Origin of the sequence: Saccharothrix sp. NPDC042600 (assembly GCF_040647305.1) — a bacterium.
GTDB classification, from domain to species: domain Bacteria; phylum Actinomycetota; class Actinomycetes; order Mycobacteriales; family Pseudonocardiaceae; genus Actinosynnema; species Actinosynnema mutabilis.
Genome location: NZ_JBEZBW010000056.1, coordinates 37,000 through 52,997 on the forward strand (window position 1 = coordinate 37,000; position 15,998 = coordinate 52,997).

Annotated in this window: 18 protein-coding genes; 14 read left to right on the forward strand and 4 right to left on the reverse strand. The window is 71.1% G+C overall.

The window, feature by feature from the left end; genetic code table 11:
* The first annotated feature begins 143 nt into the window (after positions 1–143).
* The 3 genes from uraD to AB0A74_RS27830 are packed head-to-tail and all read left to right on the forward strand — an operon-like array spanning position 144 to position 2,896.
* The gene (uraD, locus tag AB0A74_RS27820) at positions 144–653 is read left to right on the forward strand and encodes a 2-oxo-4-hydroxy-4-carboxy-5-ureidoimidazoline decarboxylase (RefSeq protein WP_358253942.1); all 510 of its coding nucleotides are present in this window, start codon (positions 144–146) and stop codon (positions 651–653) included.
* Positions 654–656: 3 nt separating this feature from the next.
* Positions 657–1,535 carry a factor-independent urate hydroxylase gene (gene pucL, locus AB0A74_RS27825; RefSeq protein ID WP_358253913.1) on the forward strand — a complete coding sequence of 293 codons (879 nt, stop codon included), beginning with the start codon at positions 657–659 and terminating at the stop codon, positions 1,533–1,535.
* Positions 1,536–1,573: 38 nt separating this feature from the next.
* The gene (locus AB0A74_RS27830; RefSeq protein ID WP_358253915.1) at positions 1,574–2,896 is read left to right on the forward strand and encodes a nucleobase:cation symporter-2 family protein; all 1,323 of its coding nucleotides are present in this window, start codon (positions 1,574–1,576) and stop codon (positions 2,894–2,896) included.
* Here the strand turns inward: AB0A74_RS27830 and AB0A74_RS27835 are convergent.
* Together AB0A74_RS27835 and aceB are read right to left on the reverse strand one after the other, a co-directional pair.
* Positions 2,858–4,039, reverse strand: coding sequence for an aldolase (locus AB0A74_RS27835; RefSeq protein ID WP_358253916.1), 1,182 nt, complete (start codon positions 4,037–4,039; stop codon positions 2,858–2,860). The genes AB0A74_RS27830 and AB0A74_RS27835 overlap by 39 nt on opposite strands.
* A 1-nt stretch (position 4,040) precedes the next feature.
* Positions 4,041–5,567 carry a malate synthase A gene (gene aceB / locus AB0A74_RS27840; RefSeq protein ID WP_358253917.1) on the reverse strand — a complete coding sequence of 509 codons (1,527 nt, stop codon included), beginning with the start codon at positions 5,565–5,567 and terminating at the stop codon, positions 4,041–4,043.
* An 82-nt stretch (positions 5,568–5,649) separates the two neighbouring features.
* On the opposite strand from aceB, the gene AB0A74_RS27845 reads away from it, so the two are divergent.
* The 5 genes from AB0A74_RS27845 to AB0A74_RS27865 all read left to right on the forward strand — a co-directional run bounded on the left by AB0A74_RS27845 (position 5,650) and on the right by AB0A74_RS27865 (position 8,326).
* A complete protein-coding gene (locus AB0A74_RS27845) occupies positions 5,650–6,405 on the forward strand; it encodes an IclR family transcriptional regulator (protein ID WP_358253918.1) in 756 nt (251 codons plus the stop codon).
* A 204-nt stretch (positions 6,406–6,609) separates the two neighbouring features.
* Positions 6,610–6,930: a multidrug efflux SMR transporter gene (locus tag AB0A74_RS27850; protein WP_343932315.1), complete on the forward strand. Its 321-nt coding sequence runs from the start codon at positions 6,610–6,612 to the stop codon at positions 6,928–6,930.
* Between the two features lie 146 nt (positions 6,931–7,076).
* On the forward strand, positions 7,077–7,424 hold the full coding sequence (locus AB0A74_RS27855; RefSeq protein WP_358253919.1) for a multidrug efflux SMR transporter: 348 nt from the start codon (positions 7,077–7,079) through the stop codon (positions 7,422–7,424).
* A gap of 37 nt (positions 7,425–7,461) precedes the next feature.
* The gene (locus AB0A74_RS27860; protein ID WP_358253920.1) at positions 7,462–7,905 is read left to right on the forward strand and encodes a MarR family transcriptional regulator; all 444 of its coding nucleotides are present in this window, start codon (positions 7,462–7,464) and stop codon (positions 7,903–7,905) included.
* Positions 7,906–7,975: 70 nt separating this feature from the next.
* On the forward strand, positions 7,976–8,326 hold the full coding sequence (locus AB0A74_RS27865) for a hypothetical protein (protein ID WP_358253922.1): 351 nt from the start codon (positions 7,976–7,978) through the stop codon (positions 8,324–8,326).
* Between the two features lie 4 nt (positions 8,327–8,330).
* On the opposite strand, the gene ftsY is transcribed toward AB0A74_RS27865, so the two are convergent.
* Positions 8,331–9,845 (reverse strand): signal recognition particle-docking protein FtsY, encoded by a 1,515-nt coding sequence (gene ftsY, locus AB0A74_RS27870; RefSeq protein ID WP_358253924.1) that lies wholly within the window; start codon positions 9,843–9,845, stop codon positions 8,331–8,333.
* A gap of 114 nt (positions 9,846–9,959) precedes the next feature.
* On the opposite strand from ftsY, the gene AB0A74_RS27875 reads away from it, so the two are divergent.
* Positions 9,960–11,087: an anhydro-N-acetylmuramic acid kinase gene (locus tag AB0A74_RS27875; RefSeq protein ID WP_358253925.1), complete on the forward strand. Its 1,128-nt coding sequence runs from the start codon at positions 9,960–9,962 to the stop codon at positions 11,085–11,087.
* The gene (locus AB0A74_RS27880) at positions 11,074–12,624 is read left to right on the forward strand and encodes a sodium:solute symporter (protein WP_358253926.1); all 1,551 of its coding nucleotides are present in this window, start codon (positions 11,074–11,076) and stop codon (positions 12,622–12,624) included. The genes AB0A74_RS27875 and AB0A74_RS27880 overlap by 14 nt, the downstream gene beginning before the upstream one ends.
* A 40-nt stretch (positions 12,625–12,664) precedes the next feature.
* On the opposite strand, the gene AB0A74_RS27885 is transcribed toward AB0A74_RS27880, so the two are convergent.
* On the reverse strand, positions 12,665–13,597 hold the full coding sequence (locus tag AB0A74_RS27885; protein WP_358253928.1) for a GNAT family N-acetyltransferase: 933 nt from the start codon (positions 13,595–13,597) through the stop codon (positions 12,665–12,667).
* A 50-nt stretch (positions 13,598–13,647) separates the two neighbouring features.
* On the opposite strand from AB0A74_RS27885, the gene AB0A74_RS27890 reads away from it, so the two are divergent.
* The 4 genes from AB0A74_RS27890 to AB0A74_RS27905 all read left to right on the forward strand — a co-directional run bounded on the left by AB0A74_RS27890 (position 13,648) and on the right by AB0A74_RS27905 (position 15,847).
* Positions 13,648–14,220: a maleylpyruvate isomerase family mycothiol-dependent enzyme gene (locus AB0A74_RS27890; RefSeq protein ID WP_358253930.1), complete on the forward strand. Its 573-nt coding sequence runs from the start codon at positions 13,648–13,650 to the stop codon at positions 14,218–14,220.
* A 70-nt stretch (positions 14,221–14,290) separates the two neighbouring features.
* Positions 14,291–14,740, forward strand: a complete 450-nt coding sequence (locus AB0A74_RS27895; protein ID WP_358253932.1) for a helix-turn-helix domain-containing protein — start codon at positions 14,291–14,293, stop codon at positions 14,738–14,740.
* 49 nt (positions 14,741–14,789) lie between these two features.
* Complete coding sequence (locus tag AB0A74_RS27900) at positions 14,790–15,128, forward strand: hypothetical protein (RefSeq protein WP_343932305.1); 339 nt, start codon at positions 14,790–14,792, stop codon at positions 15,126–15,128.
* Between the two features lie 14 nt (positions 15,129–15,142).
* Positions 15,143–15,847, forward strand: a complete 705-nt coding sequence (locus AB0A74_RS27905) for a lysophospholipid acyltransferase family protein (protein WP_358253934.1) — start codon at positions 15,143–15,145, stop codon at positions 15,845–15,847.
* Positions 15,848–15,998: the final 151 nt, after the last annotated feature.

Below are 15,998 nucleotides of genomic sequence, written 5' to 3' on the forward strand. Positions count from 1 at the left end.
TCCACAATGCGGAAGCTATCTTCCGTACATCGAGAGAGTAGGCACGGTTCGCGGACCGGCGCAAGACTGTTGACACGCTCGGAGGCCGCTCGTACCGTCCCTCATGGCGGAAATGAGTTTCCGCGATACAGAAAAAGGGAGCCCTGGTGACCGATCTGCAAGGGTTCAACTCCGCACCGGCCGAGCAGCTCCGCCCGCTGCTCACCGAATGCCTCGCCGTGCCGCGGTGGGTCGAGGCCGTCCTCGCCGGGCGCCCGTACGCGAGCGAGGACGAGCTGCTCGCCGCCGCCGACGCCGCCGCGTCCCTCACCGACGACGAGGTGCACGCCGCCATCGCGGGCCACCCGCGCATCGGCGAGAAGGCGAAGCACGGCGGCGTGTCCGCCCGGTGGTCGGCGGCCGAGCAGTCCGGCGTGGCCGAGTCGCTCGCGGACCGCCTCAAGGCGGCCAACGCCGCGTACGAGGAGCGGTTCGGGCACATCTACCTGGTGTGCGCCACCGGTTTGAGCGGCGAGCGGATGTTGGACGACCTGGCCGCGCGCATGGCCAACGACCCGCGCACCGAGCTGCGCGTGGTCAACGGCGAGCTGCGCAAGATCGCCGCACTGCGCCTGCGGAAGGTGCTCCACCCCCACGAAACGCAAGGGAGCTGACCGATGGCCATCGTCTTGGGCCCGAACCAGTACGGCAAAGCGGAGAACCGGCTCGTCACCGTGACCCGCGACGGCGATGTGCACACCATCAAGGACCTGACGGTCGGCACCTCGCTGCGCGGCGACCTCGCCGAGACCCACCTGACCGGCGACAACGCCGCGGTCCTGGCCACCGACACGCAGAAGAACACCGTCTACGCCTTCGCCAAGGAGGCCCCGGTCGGCGAGATCGAGGACTTCGCGCTGCGCCTCGGCCGCCACTTCGTGTCCTCGCAGGAAGCCATCACGGGCGCGCGCGTCCTCATCGACGAGCACTCGTGGAACCGGATCGAGGAGAACAACCACTCGTTCGTGCAAGGCTCGAACGAGAAGCGGACGACCGCGGTCACGGTGGAGGGCGACCGGGCCTGGGTCGTGTCGGGCTTGAAGGACCTGGTCGTCCTGAAGTCCACGGGCTCGGAGTTCCACGGCTACCCGCGCGACAAGTACACGACCTTGAAGGAGGTCAACGACCGGATCCTGGCCACGTCGGTGACCGCGCGCTGGCGCTACCAGGGCAGCGGGATCGACTGGGCCAAGAGCTTCGCGGAGATCCGCGGCGTCCTGCTGCGGACGTTCGCGGCCAAGCACTCACTGTCGTTGCAGCAAACGCTGTACGCCATGGGCGAGGCGGTGCTGGAGGAACGGCCGGAGGTCGCGGAGGTGCGGCTGTCGATGCCGAACAAGCACCACTTCGTCGTGGACCTCTCGCCGTTCGGGCTGGAGAACGACAACGAGGTGTTCTACGCGGCGGACCGGCCGTACGGGCTGATCGAGGGCACGGTCCTGCGCGACGACGCCGAAGACCCCGGCCAGGCCTGGTACTCGCTCCCGGCGTTCTGACCTGATCCCCGCACCGCCGACCCTGCAGGAGGCCGTCCGTGCGCCACCCCGTCGACCGCGTCCCCCGTCCGTTACCGCTGGCGGCCGGGGCCGTCCAGCACGTCGCCGCCATGTACGCCGGGGTGGTCGCGCCGCCGCTCATCATCGGGGCGGCGGTGGGCTTGGGGCCCACCGACCTCGCCCTGCTGATCAGCGCGAGCCTGTTCACCGCCGGGGTGGCGACCCTGTTGCAGGCCCTGGGTTTCTGGCGGATAGGCGCGCGGCTGCCACTGATCAACGGCGTGTCGTTCGCCGTGGTGGCCCCGGTGCTCGCGATCGTCAAGGAGCACGGGCAGGAGGGGGCGTTGCCCGTCATCTACGGCGCGACGCTCGTGGGCGGGGCCCTGACCGCGTTGGCGGCGCCCTACTTCGGGCGGCTGACCCGGCTGTTCCCCGCGGTGGTGGCGGGCACGGTGATCACGTTGATCGGGTTGTGCCTGCTGCCGGTGGCCATCCGGTGGATCCGCGGCGGCGAGGGCACGTCGGCGTCCTCCGGGTCGGTGCTCGTGGCCGGGGTGACGCTGGCCGTCATCCTGGCGTGCAACCGGTTCCTCACCGGGGTGGCGGGCCGGTTCGCGTTGCTCATCGGGCTCGTCGTGGGCACGGTGGTGGCCTGGCCGCTGGGCATGGTGGACACGGCGGCGTTCTCGGACGCACCCGTCTTCGCCTTCGCCACGCCGCTGCACTTCGGCGTGCCCGTGTTCGACGTCGCGGCCATCGTGTCCATGTGCATCGTCATGGTCGTGGTCATGACCGAGAGCACCGCGGACATGTTGGCGCTGGGCGAGATCGTCGGCCGTCCCACCACCGAGCGGACCATCGCGGAGGGTCTGCGGGCCGACGGTCTCGCCACTTCGTTCAGCGCGGTGTTCGGCGGGTTCGCGTGCACGGCGTTCGCGCAGAACATCGGGCTGGTGGCGTTGACCCGCGTGGTGAGCCGGTACGTCGTGGCGGGCGCGGGGGTGTTCCTGGTGCTGCTGGGGCTGTTCCCGGTGGCCGGAGCCGTGGTCGCCCTGGTTCCGGGGCCGGTGCTGGGCGGGGCCGGGTTGGTGCTGTTCGGGTCCGTCGCGGTGTCGGGGATCAAGACGCTCGCGGCGGACGGGCTGGAGACCCCGGGCAAGGTGCTGACGGTGGCGATCGCGCTCGGCGTCGGGCTGGTGCCGATCGTCGCGCCGGACTTCTACCACGGGTTCCCCGGGCTCGTGCAGACCGTGATGGACTCGGGGATCAGCGCGGGCACCATCACGGCGGTCGTGCTGAACCTGCTCGTCGGCCGACGCGCGTCAGGGCGTGCGGCGGGCCAGGGCGTGCAGGTCGGGTAGGGCCAGACCGGTCAACGCGTGGAGTTCGGCCCGGTCCACCGCCCCGCAGTCCAGGGCGCGCAGGAACGACGTCGACAGGGCCTGGGCGGTGGCGGGTTCGTCCAGGACCGCCCCGCCCGCTTTGTCGACATATGCCTTCAGCCGCTTGGCTTCCGCCTCCAGGGTCTCGCGGTAGTACGCGTACACGGCGGCGTAACGGGTCACCAGTTGCGCCGGGTGGAGGTCCCAGCCCTGGTAGAAGCCGTGCGCCAGGGAGCGGCGGACCAGCGCGTAGTGCGTGCGCCAGCCGTGTTCGACGTTGTCTTCGGTGGGCAGGACGTTGGTGGAACCGTCGGACAGCTCCACGCCGTGGCCGGCCGCCGACACCTGCATGACGTTGCGGGCGAAGTCGCACGCCCCGTGCGCCAGGTGCTGGTGCGCGGCACCCAGGCCGCAGCTCGCCGTGTAGTCGTAGGTGCCGAAGTGCAGCGCGGTGACGCGCCCTCGACCGGCCTCGATGAGCCGCGGAACGGTCAGGCGGCCCTGCGCGTCCACAATGGACTGGGTGGTCTCGACCTGGATCTCGAAGCGCAGGTCCGCGCCGAGCAGGTCGAGGACGTCGGTGAAGACCTCGACCTGGGCCACGGACGTCACCTTCGGGAACGTGACCACGAAACCCGGCGGCACCTCACCCAGGGTGGTGACGAAGATGTCGAGGGTGCGGAGGCCGCGTTCCAGGAGCGCCTTGGTGTCGAAGGACTTCATGCGCAGGCCGAACCGGCTCGGCGCACGGCCCGCGGCCACCCAGTCGCGGACGACCAGGGCGGTGCGCTCGGCGTCGTCGTCCTCGGTGGGCCGGACGCCGTAGCCGTCCTCGAAGTCGATCCGCAGGTCCTCCACCGGTTCCGCTTCGAGCTTCGCCCGGACGCGCCCGTACAGGTCCTCGGGCACGTCCAAGAGCGCGGCGAAGTCCTCGGGCGAGTACCCCTCCAGCGCCGCAAGCGCTTGCGCACCCCAGTCGGCGGGGGTGGATCCGTGCACGCGGTCCGCCGGCACGTAGCACGTGTGCACCGGCTGGCGGCCCGACGGCGAGCGCAGGTCCACGGCGGGCAGCCGCGCGGTGAGCGCCGCGACCGCCGCCGGGTCCAGGGACGTCCGCGGCACGTCAGATCCGCTCGTAGGCGGGCAGGGTCAGGAAGTCCACGAAGTCGTCGGCCAGCGCCACCTGCTCGAACAGCTCCACCGCCAGGTCGAGGTGGTCACCGTCGAGCTTGGCCCGGGTGTCGGCGAGGACCGAGCGGACGAGGTCGGCGGTGACCGGCGTGCCGTCGTCCAGCACGACCCCGTTGTGCACCCACTGCCAGATCTGCGACCGGGAGATCTCGGCGGTGGCCGCGTCCTCCATCAGGTTGTGGATCGCCGCCGCGCCGTTGCCCGCGAGCCACGACAGCAGGTAGCGCACGCCGACGTCCACGGCGCTTTCCAGGCCGGCGCGGGTGGCATGGCCGCCGGTGGACTTGAAGTCGAGCAGGTCCTCGGCCCGCACATTGACGTCCTCGCGGACGTTGGCGAGCTGGTTGGGCCGGTCGCCCAGCTTGGCGTCGAAGATCTCCCGGCACACCGGGACGAGGTCGGGGTGGGCGACCCAACTGCCGTCGAACCCGTCGTCGGACTCGCGGGTCTTGTCGTCGCGCACCTTCGCCAGGGCCTGCTCGGTGACCTCGGGGTCGCGGCGGTTGGGGATGAACGCGGCCATGCCGCCGATCGCGAACGCGCCCCGCTTGTGGCAGGTGCGCACGAGCAGTTCGGTGTAGGCGCGCATGAACGGGGCCGTCATGGTGATGCTGTTGCGGTCGGGCAGCACGTAGTCGGCGCCCGCGTCCCGGAAGTACTTGATGATGCTGAACAGGTAGTCCCAGCGGCCGGCGTTCAGGCCCGAGGCGTGGTCGCGCAATTCGTAGAGGATCTCCTCCATCTGGAACGCGGCGGGGATCGTCTCGATCAGGACGGTGGCGCGGATCGTGCCGTGCGGGACGCCCAGCTCGGCCTGGGCGGCGGTGAAGACGTCGTTCCACAGCCGGGCTTCGAGGTGGCTCTCCATCTTCGGCAGGTAGTAGTACGGCCGGCCGAGGGAGGCGTTGTGGAAGAAGTGCAGGCCGAAGTCCACCAGCGCGCCGACGGCGGGCCGGCCGTCGACCTCGATGTGCCGCTCGGGCAGGTGCCAGCCGCGCGGGCGGACCACGATGGTCGGGTGGTCGCCGTCCTTGAGGGAGTAGTACTTGCCCTCGGGCGACTGGTAGTCGATCGTGCCGCGGGCGGCGTCGTAGAGGTTGACCTGGCCGGAGACGACGTTGTGCCAGTGCGGGGTGTTGGCGTCCTCCAGGTCGGCGAGCCACACCTTGGCGCCGGAGTTGAGGGCGTTGATCGTCATCTTGCGCTCGGTGGGGCCGGTGATCTCGACGCGGCGGTCGCGCAACGGCTCCGGGGCCTCGGCCACCCGCCAGTCGGACTCGCGGACGTGCGCGGTCTCGTCGAGGAAGCCCAGCGGCCGGCGGTCGGCGCGCCTGGCGACCAGCTCGTCCCGGGTGGCGGCGAAGGCGCGGTGCAGGTCGGCGACGAAGTCCAGCGCGTCCGGGGTCAGGATCTGCTCGCCGCGCTCGACCTCGCCGCCGAGCACGCGGATACCGGACATGGTTCCCACCTTCCTGGCGCTGATTTCTACTTCGCGGACTATAGTTATCGCATCGCGGAACGGCAACGGAGGGTTGGTCGAGATGGCACGGGAGTCCTCGGGTGGCGTGCAGTCCCTGCAGCGTGCCTTCGACCTGCTGGAACGGCTCGCCGACGCGGGCGGTGAGGCGAGCCTGTCGGAGCTGGCGACGACATCGGGGTTGCCGCTGCCGACGATCCACCGGTTGATCCGCACCCTGGTCACGCTGGGGTACGTGCGGCAGAACAGCAACCGGCGCTACACCCTGGGGTCGCGCCTCATCCGGCTCGGGGAGAGCGCGTCGCGGCAGTTCGGCACGTGGGCGCGGCCGTTCCTGGCGGCGTTGGTCGACCAGGTCGAGGAGACGGCGAACCTGGCGGTGCTGGACGGGGACGAGGTCGTGTACGTGGCGCAGGTGCCGTCGCGGCACTCGATGCGGATGTTCACCGAGGTGGGCCGCCGCCTGCTGCCGCACGGGACCGGGGTCGGGAAGGCGATCCTGTCGCAGCTGCCGCGGGACGAGGTGCGGGCGCTGCTGGGGCGGACCGGGCTGCCGGCGTACACGCCGAACACGATCACGGACGCGGAGGAGCTGCTGGCCTCGCTCGACCGGATCGCGGAGCAGGGGTACGCGCTGGACGAGAGCGAGCAGGAGTTGGGGGTCCGCTGCATCGCCGTGCCGCTGGTGGGCGCGCCGACCCTCGCGGCGGTGTCGGTGTCGGGCCCCGAGGGTCGGCTGACGAAGGAAGCCGTGGACCGCATCCTGCCGGAGGTCCTGGCCATCGCGAAGCGCCTGTCCGCGCAGTCCGCACTGGCCTGAACAAGTGGGCCACCGGCAATCGCCGGCGGTCCGGCCCACCGGTAGACGACCGGTCAACTATTTGATCGGAAATAGACGACCGGTCAACTATCCGGCCGCGCGCGTTGACGTGCTGCGGCAAGTGACCTGGGTCTCCGTTGACCGAGTTATATTCATGCGCATACAGTTAATGCACATGCACTCGTCACACCGGAAGGTCGGCCCATGCACTGGCTCCACCTCGCCATCGCCACCGTCTTCGAGATCGTCTTCGCCCTCGGAGCACGCGCCGCCAACGGCTTCACCCGCCCGCTGCCCTCGGTGGTGACGCTCGTCGCGGCGGCGGGCGGGATCTTCTTCCTCAGCCTCGCCCTGCGCACGCTGGACGTCGGCGTCGGCTACACGATCTGGACCGGCATCGGGTCGATCGGGACGGTCGTCATCGGCGCGTTCCTGTTCAAGGAACGCCTGACCGCCGCCCGCGCCGTGTGCTTCGGCGTGATCATCCTCGGCGTCGTCGGCCTCCGCGTCGCGGCCGGCGCCTGAACCCGACAGCGCCCGAACCCCACAGCGCCCGAACCCCACAGCGCCCGAACCCCACAGCGCCCGAACCCCACAGCGCCCGAACCCCACAGCGCCCGAACCCCACAGCCCCCGAACCCCACAGCCCCCGAACCGGAAGCAGAGCAAAGATGCACAACCACAAGCGCGCCTGGACCTACCTGCTGATCGCGGCCGTGTTCGAGGTCGTCTTCGCCCTCGGCACCAACGGCTCCAACGGGTTCACGCACCTCTGGTGGTCGATCACCACCATCGTCGCCGCGGCCGGCGGCATCTTCTTCCTCAGCCTCGCCGTCAAGACCCTCGACGTGGGCGTCGGCTACACCGTCTGGACCGGCATCGGCTCGGTGGGCACGGTCGTGTTCGGCAGCATCGTCTTCCACGAGTCGCTGTCCGCGCTGAAGGTCCTGTGCTTCCTCCTGATCATCGGCGGCGTGGTCGGGCTCAAGCTCACGTCACGCGCGGCACCGGCCAGCTAACATATGTATGTACGACCATAGAAACGGGAGGGCCACCATGCCGGACGCTTCGGACCACGCGGTGGCCCTCTCCAGCGACGGACAGCTCTGGGCCCGGCTGTCCGCGCTGCACGCCCGGGTCGGCGGCGCCATGCAGAAGGTCCTGCAGCGGCGCGCCGACATCGGGTTCTCGGAGTTCCTCGCCCTCGTCGCCCTCGCCAACTCCGAACTCGGCGAACTGCACATGCAGGAACTCGAAGAGGTCACCCAGCTCAACCAGAGCTCGGTCAGCCGGCTCGTCCTGCGCCTGGAACGGACCGGGCTGACCGAGCGCCGCCACTGCGAGCGCGACCGGCGGCGCGTCTACACGGGCATCACCGAACTGGGGCGCGCGGTGGTCGCGGAGGCGCTGCCCGTCTACGAAGCGGCGTTGAGCGACGCGTTCGGCACGGTCACCGGCGACCGCGAGCTGGGACCGCTGCTGGCGAAGCTGCGCGACTGACCCCGCGCGGTTCCCACCATCGAGCGACCCCGGCGTGCCGGGCGGGCGGCCAACGGTCAAGATCTCCCGCGTGACTTACGAGGGACGCACGCTGACCCTGCACTGGGACGACCGCCAGGTGGTGGGCCGCTGGTCCGACGGGTCCCGGCTGGACCCCGAGCCGGCGGACCCCGCCGCGGACCGGGTGCAGTGGCTGGTGGACCTGATCGCGCGGTACCGCCGCGCCTACCCCGGCGCGCGGGTGCGCGCCACCAACCGCGACGACTGGCGGGCGCCCGCGAGCGGGCGGCTGCGGTACGTCGTGCCGCAGGAGCCGCCCGCGGGCCGGCCCTACGTCGTGCGGTCCGCGCTGGAACCGTTGCACTACCACGTCTTCCCGGAGCGCCGGGAGGTCAAGGAGTGCTGGCACCACTGCCCGTGAGGGCCTAGCCCAGGAGGGCGTCGACGAACGCGGCCGGCTCGAACGGGGCCAGGTGGTCGGCGCCCTCGCCCAGGCCGACGAGCTTGACCGGCACGCCGAGCTCCCGCTGGACCTGGAAGACGATGCCACCCTTGGCCGTGCCGTCCAGCTTGGTCAGCACGATGCCGGTCACGTCCACCACGTCGGCGAACACGCGGGCCTGGGTCAGGCCGTTCTGGCCGGTGGTGGCGTCCAGGACCAGCAGCACCTCGTCCACCTCGGCCTGCTTCTCCACCACGCGCTTGACCTTGCCCAGCTCGTCCATCAGGCCGGTCTTGGTGTGCAGGCGGCCGGCGGTGTCCACCAGCACCGTGTCCACGCCCTTCGCCACGCCCTGCTTGACCGCCTCGAACGCGACCGACGCCGGGTCCGCGCCCTCCGCGCCGCGCACGGTCGCCGCGCCGACCCGCGAGCCCCAGGTCTCCAACTGGTCGGCGGCGGCGGCGCGGAACGTGTCCGCCGCGCCCAGCAGCACCGTGCGGCCGTCGGCGACCAGCACGCGGGCCAGCTTGCCGGTGGTGGTGGTCTTGCCGACGCCGTTCACGCCGACCACGAGCACGACGGCGGGCTTGCCCGAGTGCGGGAGCGCGTGGACGTTGCGGTCCAACTCCGGGTGCAGCGCCTCGACGAGGACCTCCCGCAGCAACGCGCGGGCGTCGTCGGAGGTGCGCACGCCACGGCTCGCGATGCGCTCACGCAGGTTGGTGACGACCTGGTCGGTCACCGCCGCGCCGAGGTCGGCCAGCAGCAGGGTGTCCTCGACGTCGGTCCACGAGTCCTCGTCCAGGTCGCCCGCGCCGAGCAGGCCCAGCAGGCCCTGGCCGAAGGTCGAGCGGGAGCGGGACAGCTTGCCGCGCAGCCGTTCCAGGCGACCGGCGGTGGGCTCGATCTCCTCGATCTCGGACGCCTCGACCGGCAGGTCCACGTCCACGAACCCGCGCTTCACGGAGTCGCGGGGGACGCTGGCGTCGTCGCCCACGCCCGGCTGGCCGTCGACCTCGGTGCGGTCGGCGACCGGGTGCTCGACCGGGGCCGTGTCGGACGGCGTGGTCGGGGTCGCGGTGTCGAGGGGCGGGGTGGGCGCCTCGTCGACGGGCCGGGCGGGGCTCGCGCCGCTCGGCCCGGCCGCGGCGGGCTCGGCGGCGGGCTCCGCCTCGACCGGCTCGGCGGGTTCGACCGGCTCGCGCTCGACCGGTTGAGCCGGCTTGCGCTCAGCGGGCTTGCGCTCGGCGGGCTTGCGCTCGGCGGGCTTGCGCTCGGCGGGTTCGGCCGGCTTGGTGTCCGCGGGTTTCGGCTCGGTCGTCCGGGGTGCGAAGCTCACCCCCGACCCGGCCTGGTAGCCCTTGACGGCCGGCTTGTCCTCCTCGGGTTCGGCGAGGCTGATCCGCCGCTTCCGGGACAGCACGACGCCGGTGACGAGGGCGACCGCGAGCAGGGCCGCGACAACGACGACGATCCAGATCACAAGCTCCGTGGACACTCCGCAATCCTCGCACGCCACGTTCCGTGACAATCCAACAAGCTGGATTGATTTCCGGCAACTTTCCCACTTACACCCTTGCGCCTGCGGTCTGTGTGGAATAGGACACAGGGCGTGAGGGTGATCGGGCTCATCTCCGGGACGTCGATGGACGCCGTCGACGTCGCCGTCGGCGACTTCTCGTTCGACGGCACGACCATCGCGCTGCGCCCGATCGCGCACGCCGAGCACCCGTTCCCGCCCGAACTGCGCGAGCCGCCCGCGAGCGCCGCCGACCTGTGCGTGCTGGACACCCGGCTGGGCCAGGTGTTCGCGGCGGCGGCCCGGGAGCACGAGGCCGACCTGGTGGCCTCGCTCGGCCAGACCGTGCACCACTGGGTCGAGGACGGCCGGTGCCTGGGCACGCTCCAGGTCGGCGCGCCCGCGTGGATCGCCGAGGCGACCGGGCTGCCCGTCGTCGCCGACTTCCGGGTGCGGGACGTCGCCGCCGGCGGCCACGGCGCGCCCCTCGCGAGCACCCTGGACGCCCTCTGGCTCGCCGAACTGGCCGGCTCCGAGCCGGGCAACGCCGTCGCCCTGAACATCGGCGGCATCGCGAACATCACGAAGGTTTCGCCCGAAGGTGTGATCGCCTACGACACCGGGCCGGGCAACGCGCTGATGGACGCCGCCATGACCGTCCTCTCGAACGGCCTGCGCACCTGCGACCTGAACGGCGAGTTCGCCGCCCGCGGCCGGGTCCACGAGGAGTTGCTCGACCGCCTCCTCGCCGACCCCTACTACGCCCTCCCCGCGCCGAAGTCGACCGGCAAGGAGCACTTCAACCGCGCCTACCTGGACCGGATGACCGGGGGACTGGTGATCCAGGCCGAGGACCTGCTCGCCACCCTCACCGAACTGACCGCCCGCACGATCGCCGCCGAGTGCGCCGGGCCGGTGATCGGGTCCGGCGGCGGGATGCGCAACCCCGTGCTGGTGGAGTCGTTGCGCGCCAAGGTCGAGCTGCGCACCAGCGACGAGCTGGGCCTGCCCGGCGACGCCAAGGAGGCCTACCTGACCGCCCTGCTCGGCTTCCTGACCTGGCACGGCCTGCCCGCCAACGTCCCCTCCGCCACCGGCGCGTCCGGCCCGCGCCCGCTCGGCTCGATCACCCCCGGCCGCGAACCCCTGCGCCTGCCCGAGCCCGTGACCACCGCCGTCACCGGGCTCAAAGTGATTGGAGGACACCGTGCGCGCACTTGATGTCGCCATCATCGTGCTGTTCCTGGTGGGGATGCCGCTGCTGGGGGTGTGGATCGGCGGCCGGCAGCGCTCCGCCACGGACTACTTCGTCAGCGAGCGTCGCATCTCGTGGTGGGTCGTGTGCGTGTCGGTGGTGTCCGCGGAGACGTCCACGCTGACCGTGCTGTCCGTGCCGACGGTCGCCTACGGCGGGACGATGACGTTCCTGTCGCTGGCGATCGGCTACCTGCTCGGCCGGATCGTGGTGTCGTTCGTGCTGCTGCCCAAGTACATCGCGGGCAACCTGATCACGGCGTACGGGTTCCTGGGCAAGCGGTTCGGCGGCGGGTTGCAGTCCACGGCGTCGGTGACGTTCCTGGTGACCCGGCTGCTCGCGGACGGCCTGCGGCTGTTCGCCACCGCGATCCCGGTGAAGGTCGTGCTCGCGGCGTACGGGGTCAACGCGTCCTACTGGGCGATCGTGGTCGTGTTGGGCATCGCGATGGTCGTCTACAGCTTCCTGGGCGGCGTGCGGGCCGTGGTGTGGGTGGACGCCATCCAGATGCTCTGGTACGTCCTGGGCGCCGTCGCGGTGATCGTGGTGCTGTCCGGCAAGCTGCCCGACGGCTGGTTCTCCGCCGCGGCCGACGCGGGCAAGTTCCAGATCCTCGACTTCGCCGCCAGCCCGTTCACCTCGCCGTACGCGATCCCGACCGCGTTCATCGGCGGCGCGGTCCTGTCCATGGCCTCGCACGGCGCGGACCAACTCATCGTGCAGCGGCTGATGGCCACCAAGGACGTGCGGGCGTCGCAGAAGGCGTTGATCGCCAGCGGTGTGGTCGTGTTCCTCCAGTTCGCGTTGTTCCTGTTCATCGGCGTGATGCTGTGGGCGTTCTACAAGGGCGCGAACCCGGTCAAGGACCTGGGGCTGAACAACAACGACGAGCTGTTCGCGAACTTCATCGTGCGGGACATGCCGTCGGGGCTGTCCGGGTTCGTGATCGCGGGCATCCTCGCGGCGGCGCTGTCGTCGTCGCTGGGCGCGCTGGCCTCGTCCACGGTCACCGACGTCTACCAGAAGTTGGTGCGGCGGCCGATGACCGAGGCGGAGGTGTTCCGGCAGGGCCGGATCTGGACGGTGGTGTGGGCGGGTCTGCTGATCGTGTGCGCGGGCCTGTTCGCCTCGCTGACGCGGCGCGGCAACCCGATCGTGGAGCAGGGCCTGTCCATCGCCGGGTTCACCTACGGCGCGTTGCTGGGCGCGTTCCTGCTGGGGTTGCTGTTCCGCAAGGCCAAGCAGACCGACGCGATCGTGGCGTTCGTGACGACCGTGGTGGTGATGGCGTTCGTGATCCTGGGCGTGAAGTTCGTCGGCCCGGAGGCCGCGGCGACCCTCGACTTCTCGGCGGCCACCGCGACCTCCAAGCCGCTGGCGTACCCGTGGTACACGCCGATGGGTGTGCTGGTGACGCTCGTCGTGGGCGGCTTGCTCTCGTTGCGGCACAAGGGCTACACGCCGCCCGAGGTGGACGAGGCCGTGAGCGTGAAGGCGGCCTGAGCGACCGGGCCGCTCGGGCCGTCCAGGCGGCCTGAGCGGCTCAGGCGGCTGTGGAGCGGTAGGCCACCAGTTCGAGGGTGCGGCGGAAGCCGAGCCGGTCGAACATGTGGTGGGACGACGTGTTGCCGGCCAGGATGGCGGCGGCGGCTTGGGGGCGGGCGCCGAAGCGCTCGGCGAGCTTCCAGACGAGTTCGGTGATCAACGCGGCACCGACCCCCTTGCCGCGCACGTCGGGTTCCACGGCGACGAAGTCGATGTAGTACTCCCCGGGCTCGGCCTTGCCCGCGGCGTAGCCGAGCACCCGGTCGCCGTCCATCGCGACGACGACGGTGTGGTCCCGGCTGCCGTCGACCAGGGACCGGCCGGACAGGTAGGTCTTGGGGAAACAGCGCTCGTGCAGGACGGCCACCGCCTCGTGGACGGCGGCCTCGGTCGGCAGGACGCGCATCTCGCGCGCCGGGCCGGTGCGGGGGCAGCTCGCCTCGCGCAGCAGCAGCCCGCGCAGGCCGTCGCCGTCGAGGACGTGGATGCTGCTCGCCCGGCCCGCGGTGAAACCGTGGCGTTCGGCGAACGCGGCCAGCCTGCGGTGCAGGGTGTGGCCGTAGACCTCGCGGTCGGCGATGCCGGCCAGGAGGGGTTGGGCGCGGGCGTAGAGGGCGTCGGAGGTCTGGTCCCAGATGCGGCTGCCCGCCGGGTGGTTGACCGGGACGTCCACGAACGGTCCGTGCAGGAACGCCCGGCCCAGCTCGGCGTCCACCTCGACGCTGAGCACGCCGCAGACGCGGCCGGAGTCGTCGGTGGCGACGACGGTGCAGGAGGGCCAGTCGGGTTCGAATTCGGCGAGTTCTTCGGTCAGCTCCCCGAGCGTCTCACCGAGGTAGCCGATGTGGTGCGCGGTGTCGGCTTGGAGCCGGACGAGCAGGGCCAGCACCGCGCCCAGGTCGTCCTGGCCGGCGAAACGGGTGTCATACATGTCCGGAATAGTCACTCGCGGATGCACCGAACGCGAGGGAGTTTTCGGACGTGGACGCTGCTGATCTTGCGCGGGCCGTCGGGGTGGGCGCGGACTTCCTGGAGGGGGTGGTGGACCGTGACTGGGCGGTGGGCGTGCCGGGGATGGACTGGACGGTGGCGCAGACCGTGGCGCACGTCGGCAACTGCCTGATGTGGTACGCGATCGACATGGCCGCGGGCGCCGGCGGCCTGCACACCGCGGACGTCGAGGTGCGGCCCGCGACGCCGCCCGCCGAGCTGGTGGCCACGCTGCGGACGTTCGGGGCGGTGCTCGGGAGCGTCCTCGCCACCGCGCCGCCGGACGCGCGCGGCTGGCACCCGTGGGGCGAGGCGGACGTGGCCGGGTTCGCCGCGATGGGGTCGATCGAGTCGATCATCCACGCGCACGACGCGTCGCGGGCGCTGGGCGTGCCGTTCGAGCCGCCGGCGGACCTGGTGACCAAGGTGCTGCGGCGGCTGTTCCCGGAGGCCCCGGTGGACACCGACCCCTGGCAGACGCTGTTGTGGGCGACCGGGCGGCAGCCGTTGGGCGACCTGCCGCGGCGGGGCGAGTGGGCCTGGCACTCCGCGCCCCTGCCCTGAGCGGGTTTCGGCGCGCGGTCGGACGTGGGGCGGGTCACCATGGGGACCGCAACACCCCCGGGGAGGCGTCATGGCGGTGCGGCGCGTGCACTTCGAGGAAGCGGGTTGCCCGGTCTCGCGGTCGGTGGACGCGGTCGGCGACTGGTGGTCGCTGCTGATCGTGCGGGACGCGTTCGACGGCGTCCGGCGGCTGGTGGACTTCCAGCGGAGCCTGGGTGTGGCCAAGAACATGCTCAGCGCCCGGCTGCGGGCGCTGGTGGCGAACGGGGTGATGGTCCCGGTCCCGCCGGCCGACGGCGGGTTCCAGCGCGAGTACGTGCTGACCCCGAAGGGCCGTGACCTCTTCCCGGTGATCGTGGCGCTGCGCCAATGGGGTGAACGCCACTGCTTCGTGCCGGGCGAGCCGCACACCGTCCTGGTGGACCGCGCGGACGGCCGACCAGTGGCGCAGGTGGAGGTGCGCGCGGAGTCCGGAGCGGTGCTCGGACCGGACGACACCGTTGTCATGGAGGTGTCCTGACGGGACGCATCTCTTGCCGCCGGGCTGCGCGTGGTGGACCCTCGACTGCGTGAGTGAGGAAACGATCCAACTCGAACTCAACGACAGCGGGGTGGCGGTAGACCTTCCGATGCCCGCCAACCAGCGGGACGCGATCCAGGAGGTTCCCTACCGGCCGGTGGAATTCCGGGACGACGACCTGCCCAGCGCACTCGAACGGGCCGCTTCCTGGCTCCGGCAGACCCAGGACTGGCTGGGCGAGGCGGTAGACGTCATCGCGATCCACCTGGACTACGACGACACCAAGGGTTCGCCGTACTACAACCTCAAGTTGCTGTGCAACGACGAGGACCTGGCCGGAGTCCCCCGCGTGGTCCGCGAGCACGAGGCTGGTATTACCCGCCAGTAGCGTACCGTTGGGGTATGCCAGATCGCGTGTACCCGCCGGTGATCGCCGCGGCCAAGCTCATGTTCCGCGTGCTCGACCTGCGCATCACCGTGGACGGCGCGCGCCACGTGCCGACCACCGGCGGGGCCGTGCTGGCGAGCAACCACGTCAGCTACCTGGACTTCATCTTCGCGGGCTACGGCGCGCAGCCCGCGAAGCGCCTGGTCAGGTTCATGGCCAAGCACGAGGTGTTCAAGCACCGCGTGTCGGGCCCGTTGATGCGCGGGATGCACCACATCCCGGTGGACCGCGCCAACGGCCAGGAGTCGTTCCAGCAGGCGCTGGACGCGCTGCGGGCGGGTGAGGTGGTCGGGATCTTCCCGGAGGCCACCATCAGCCGGTCCTTCACGGTGAAGGACATCAAGAGCGGCGCGGTGCGCTTGGCGGCGGAGGCCGGCGTGCCGTTGCTGCCGGTCGCCGTGTGGGGCACGCAGCGGCTGTGGACCAAGGGCCGACCAAAGAACCTGACGCAGCGACACGTGCCGGTGACGATCATCGTGGGCGAGGCGATCGAGCCCACGACGGACGAGGCATTGCGGAAGCGGATGCAGGAACTGTTGGACGAGGCCCAGGCCCGGTACCCGGAGAACGGGGACGGGCAGTGGTGGCAACCCGCACACCTGGGCGGGGTCGCACCCACGCCGGAGGAGGCCGCCGAACTGGACCGCCGACGCGACTGAGCGCCACACTTCGCGCGAAGCGCGGCGCTTCGCCGCGCAGCGGCGTGCTTTTGGTTCGGGCTCCCAGCCACAAGGGGCCTTCGTGTTCCCCACCGTATGACCTGCCCGAAGGGCTACCACAGATTTCCCCGGGTGACGCCGAAAGTTTTGC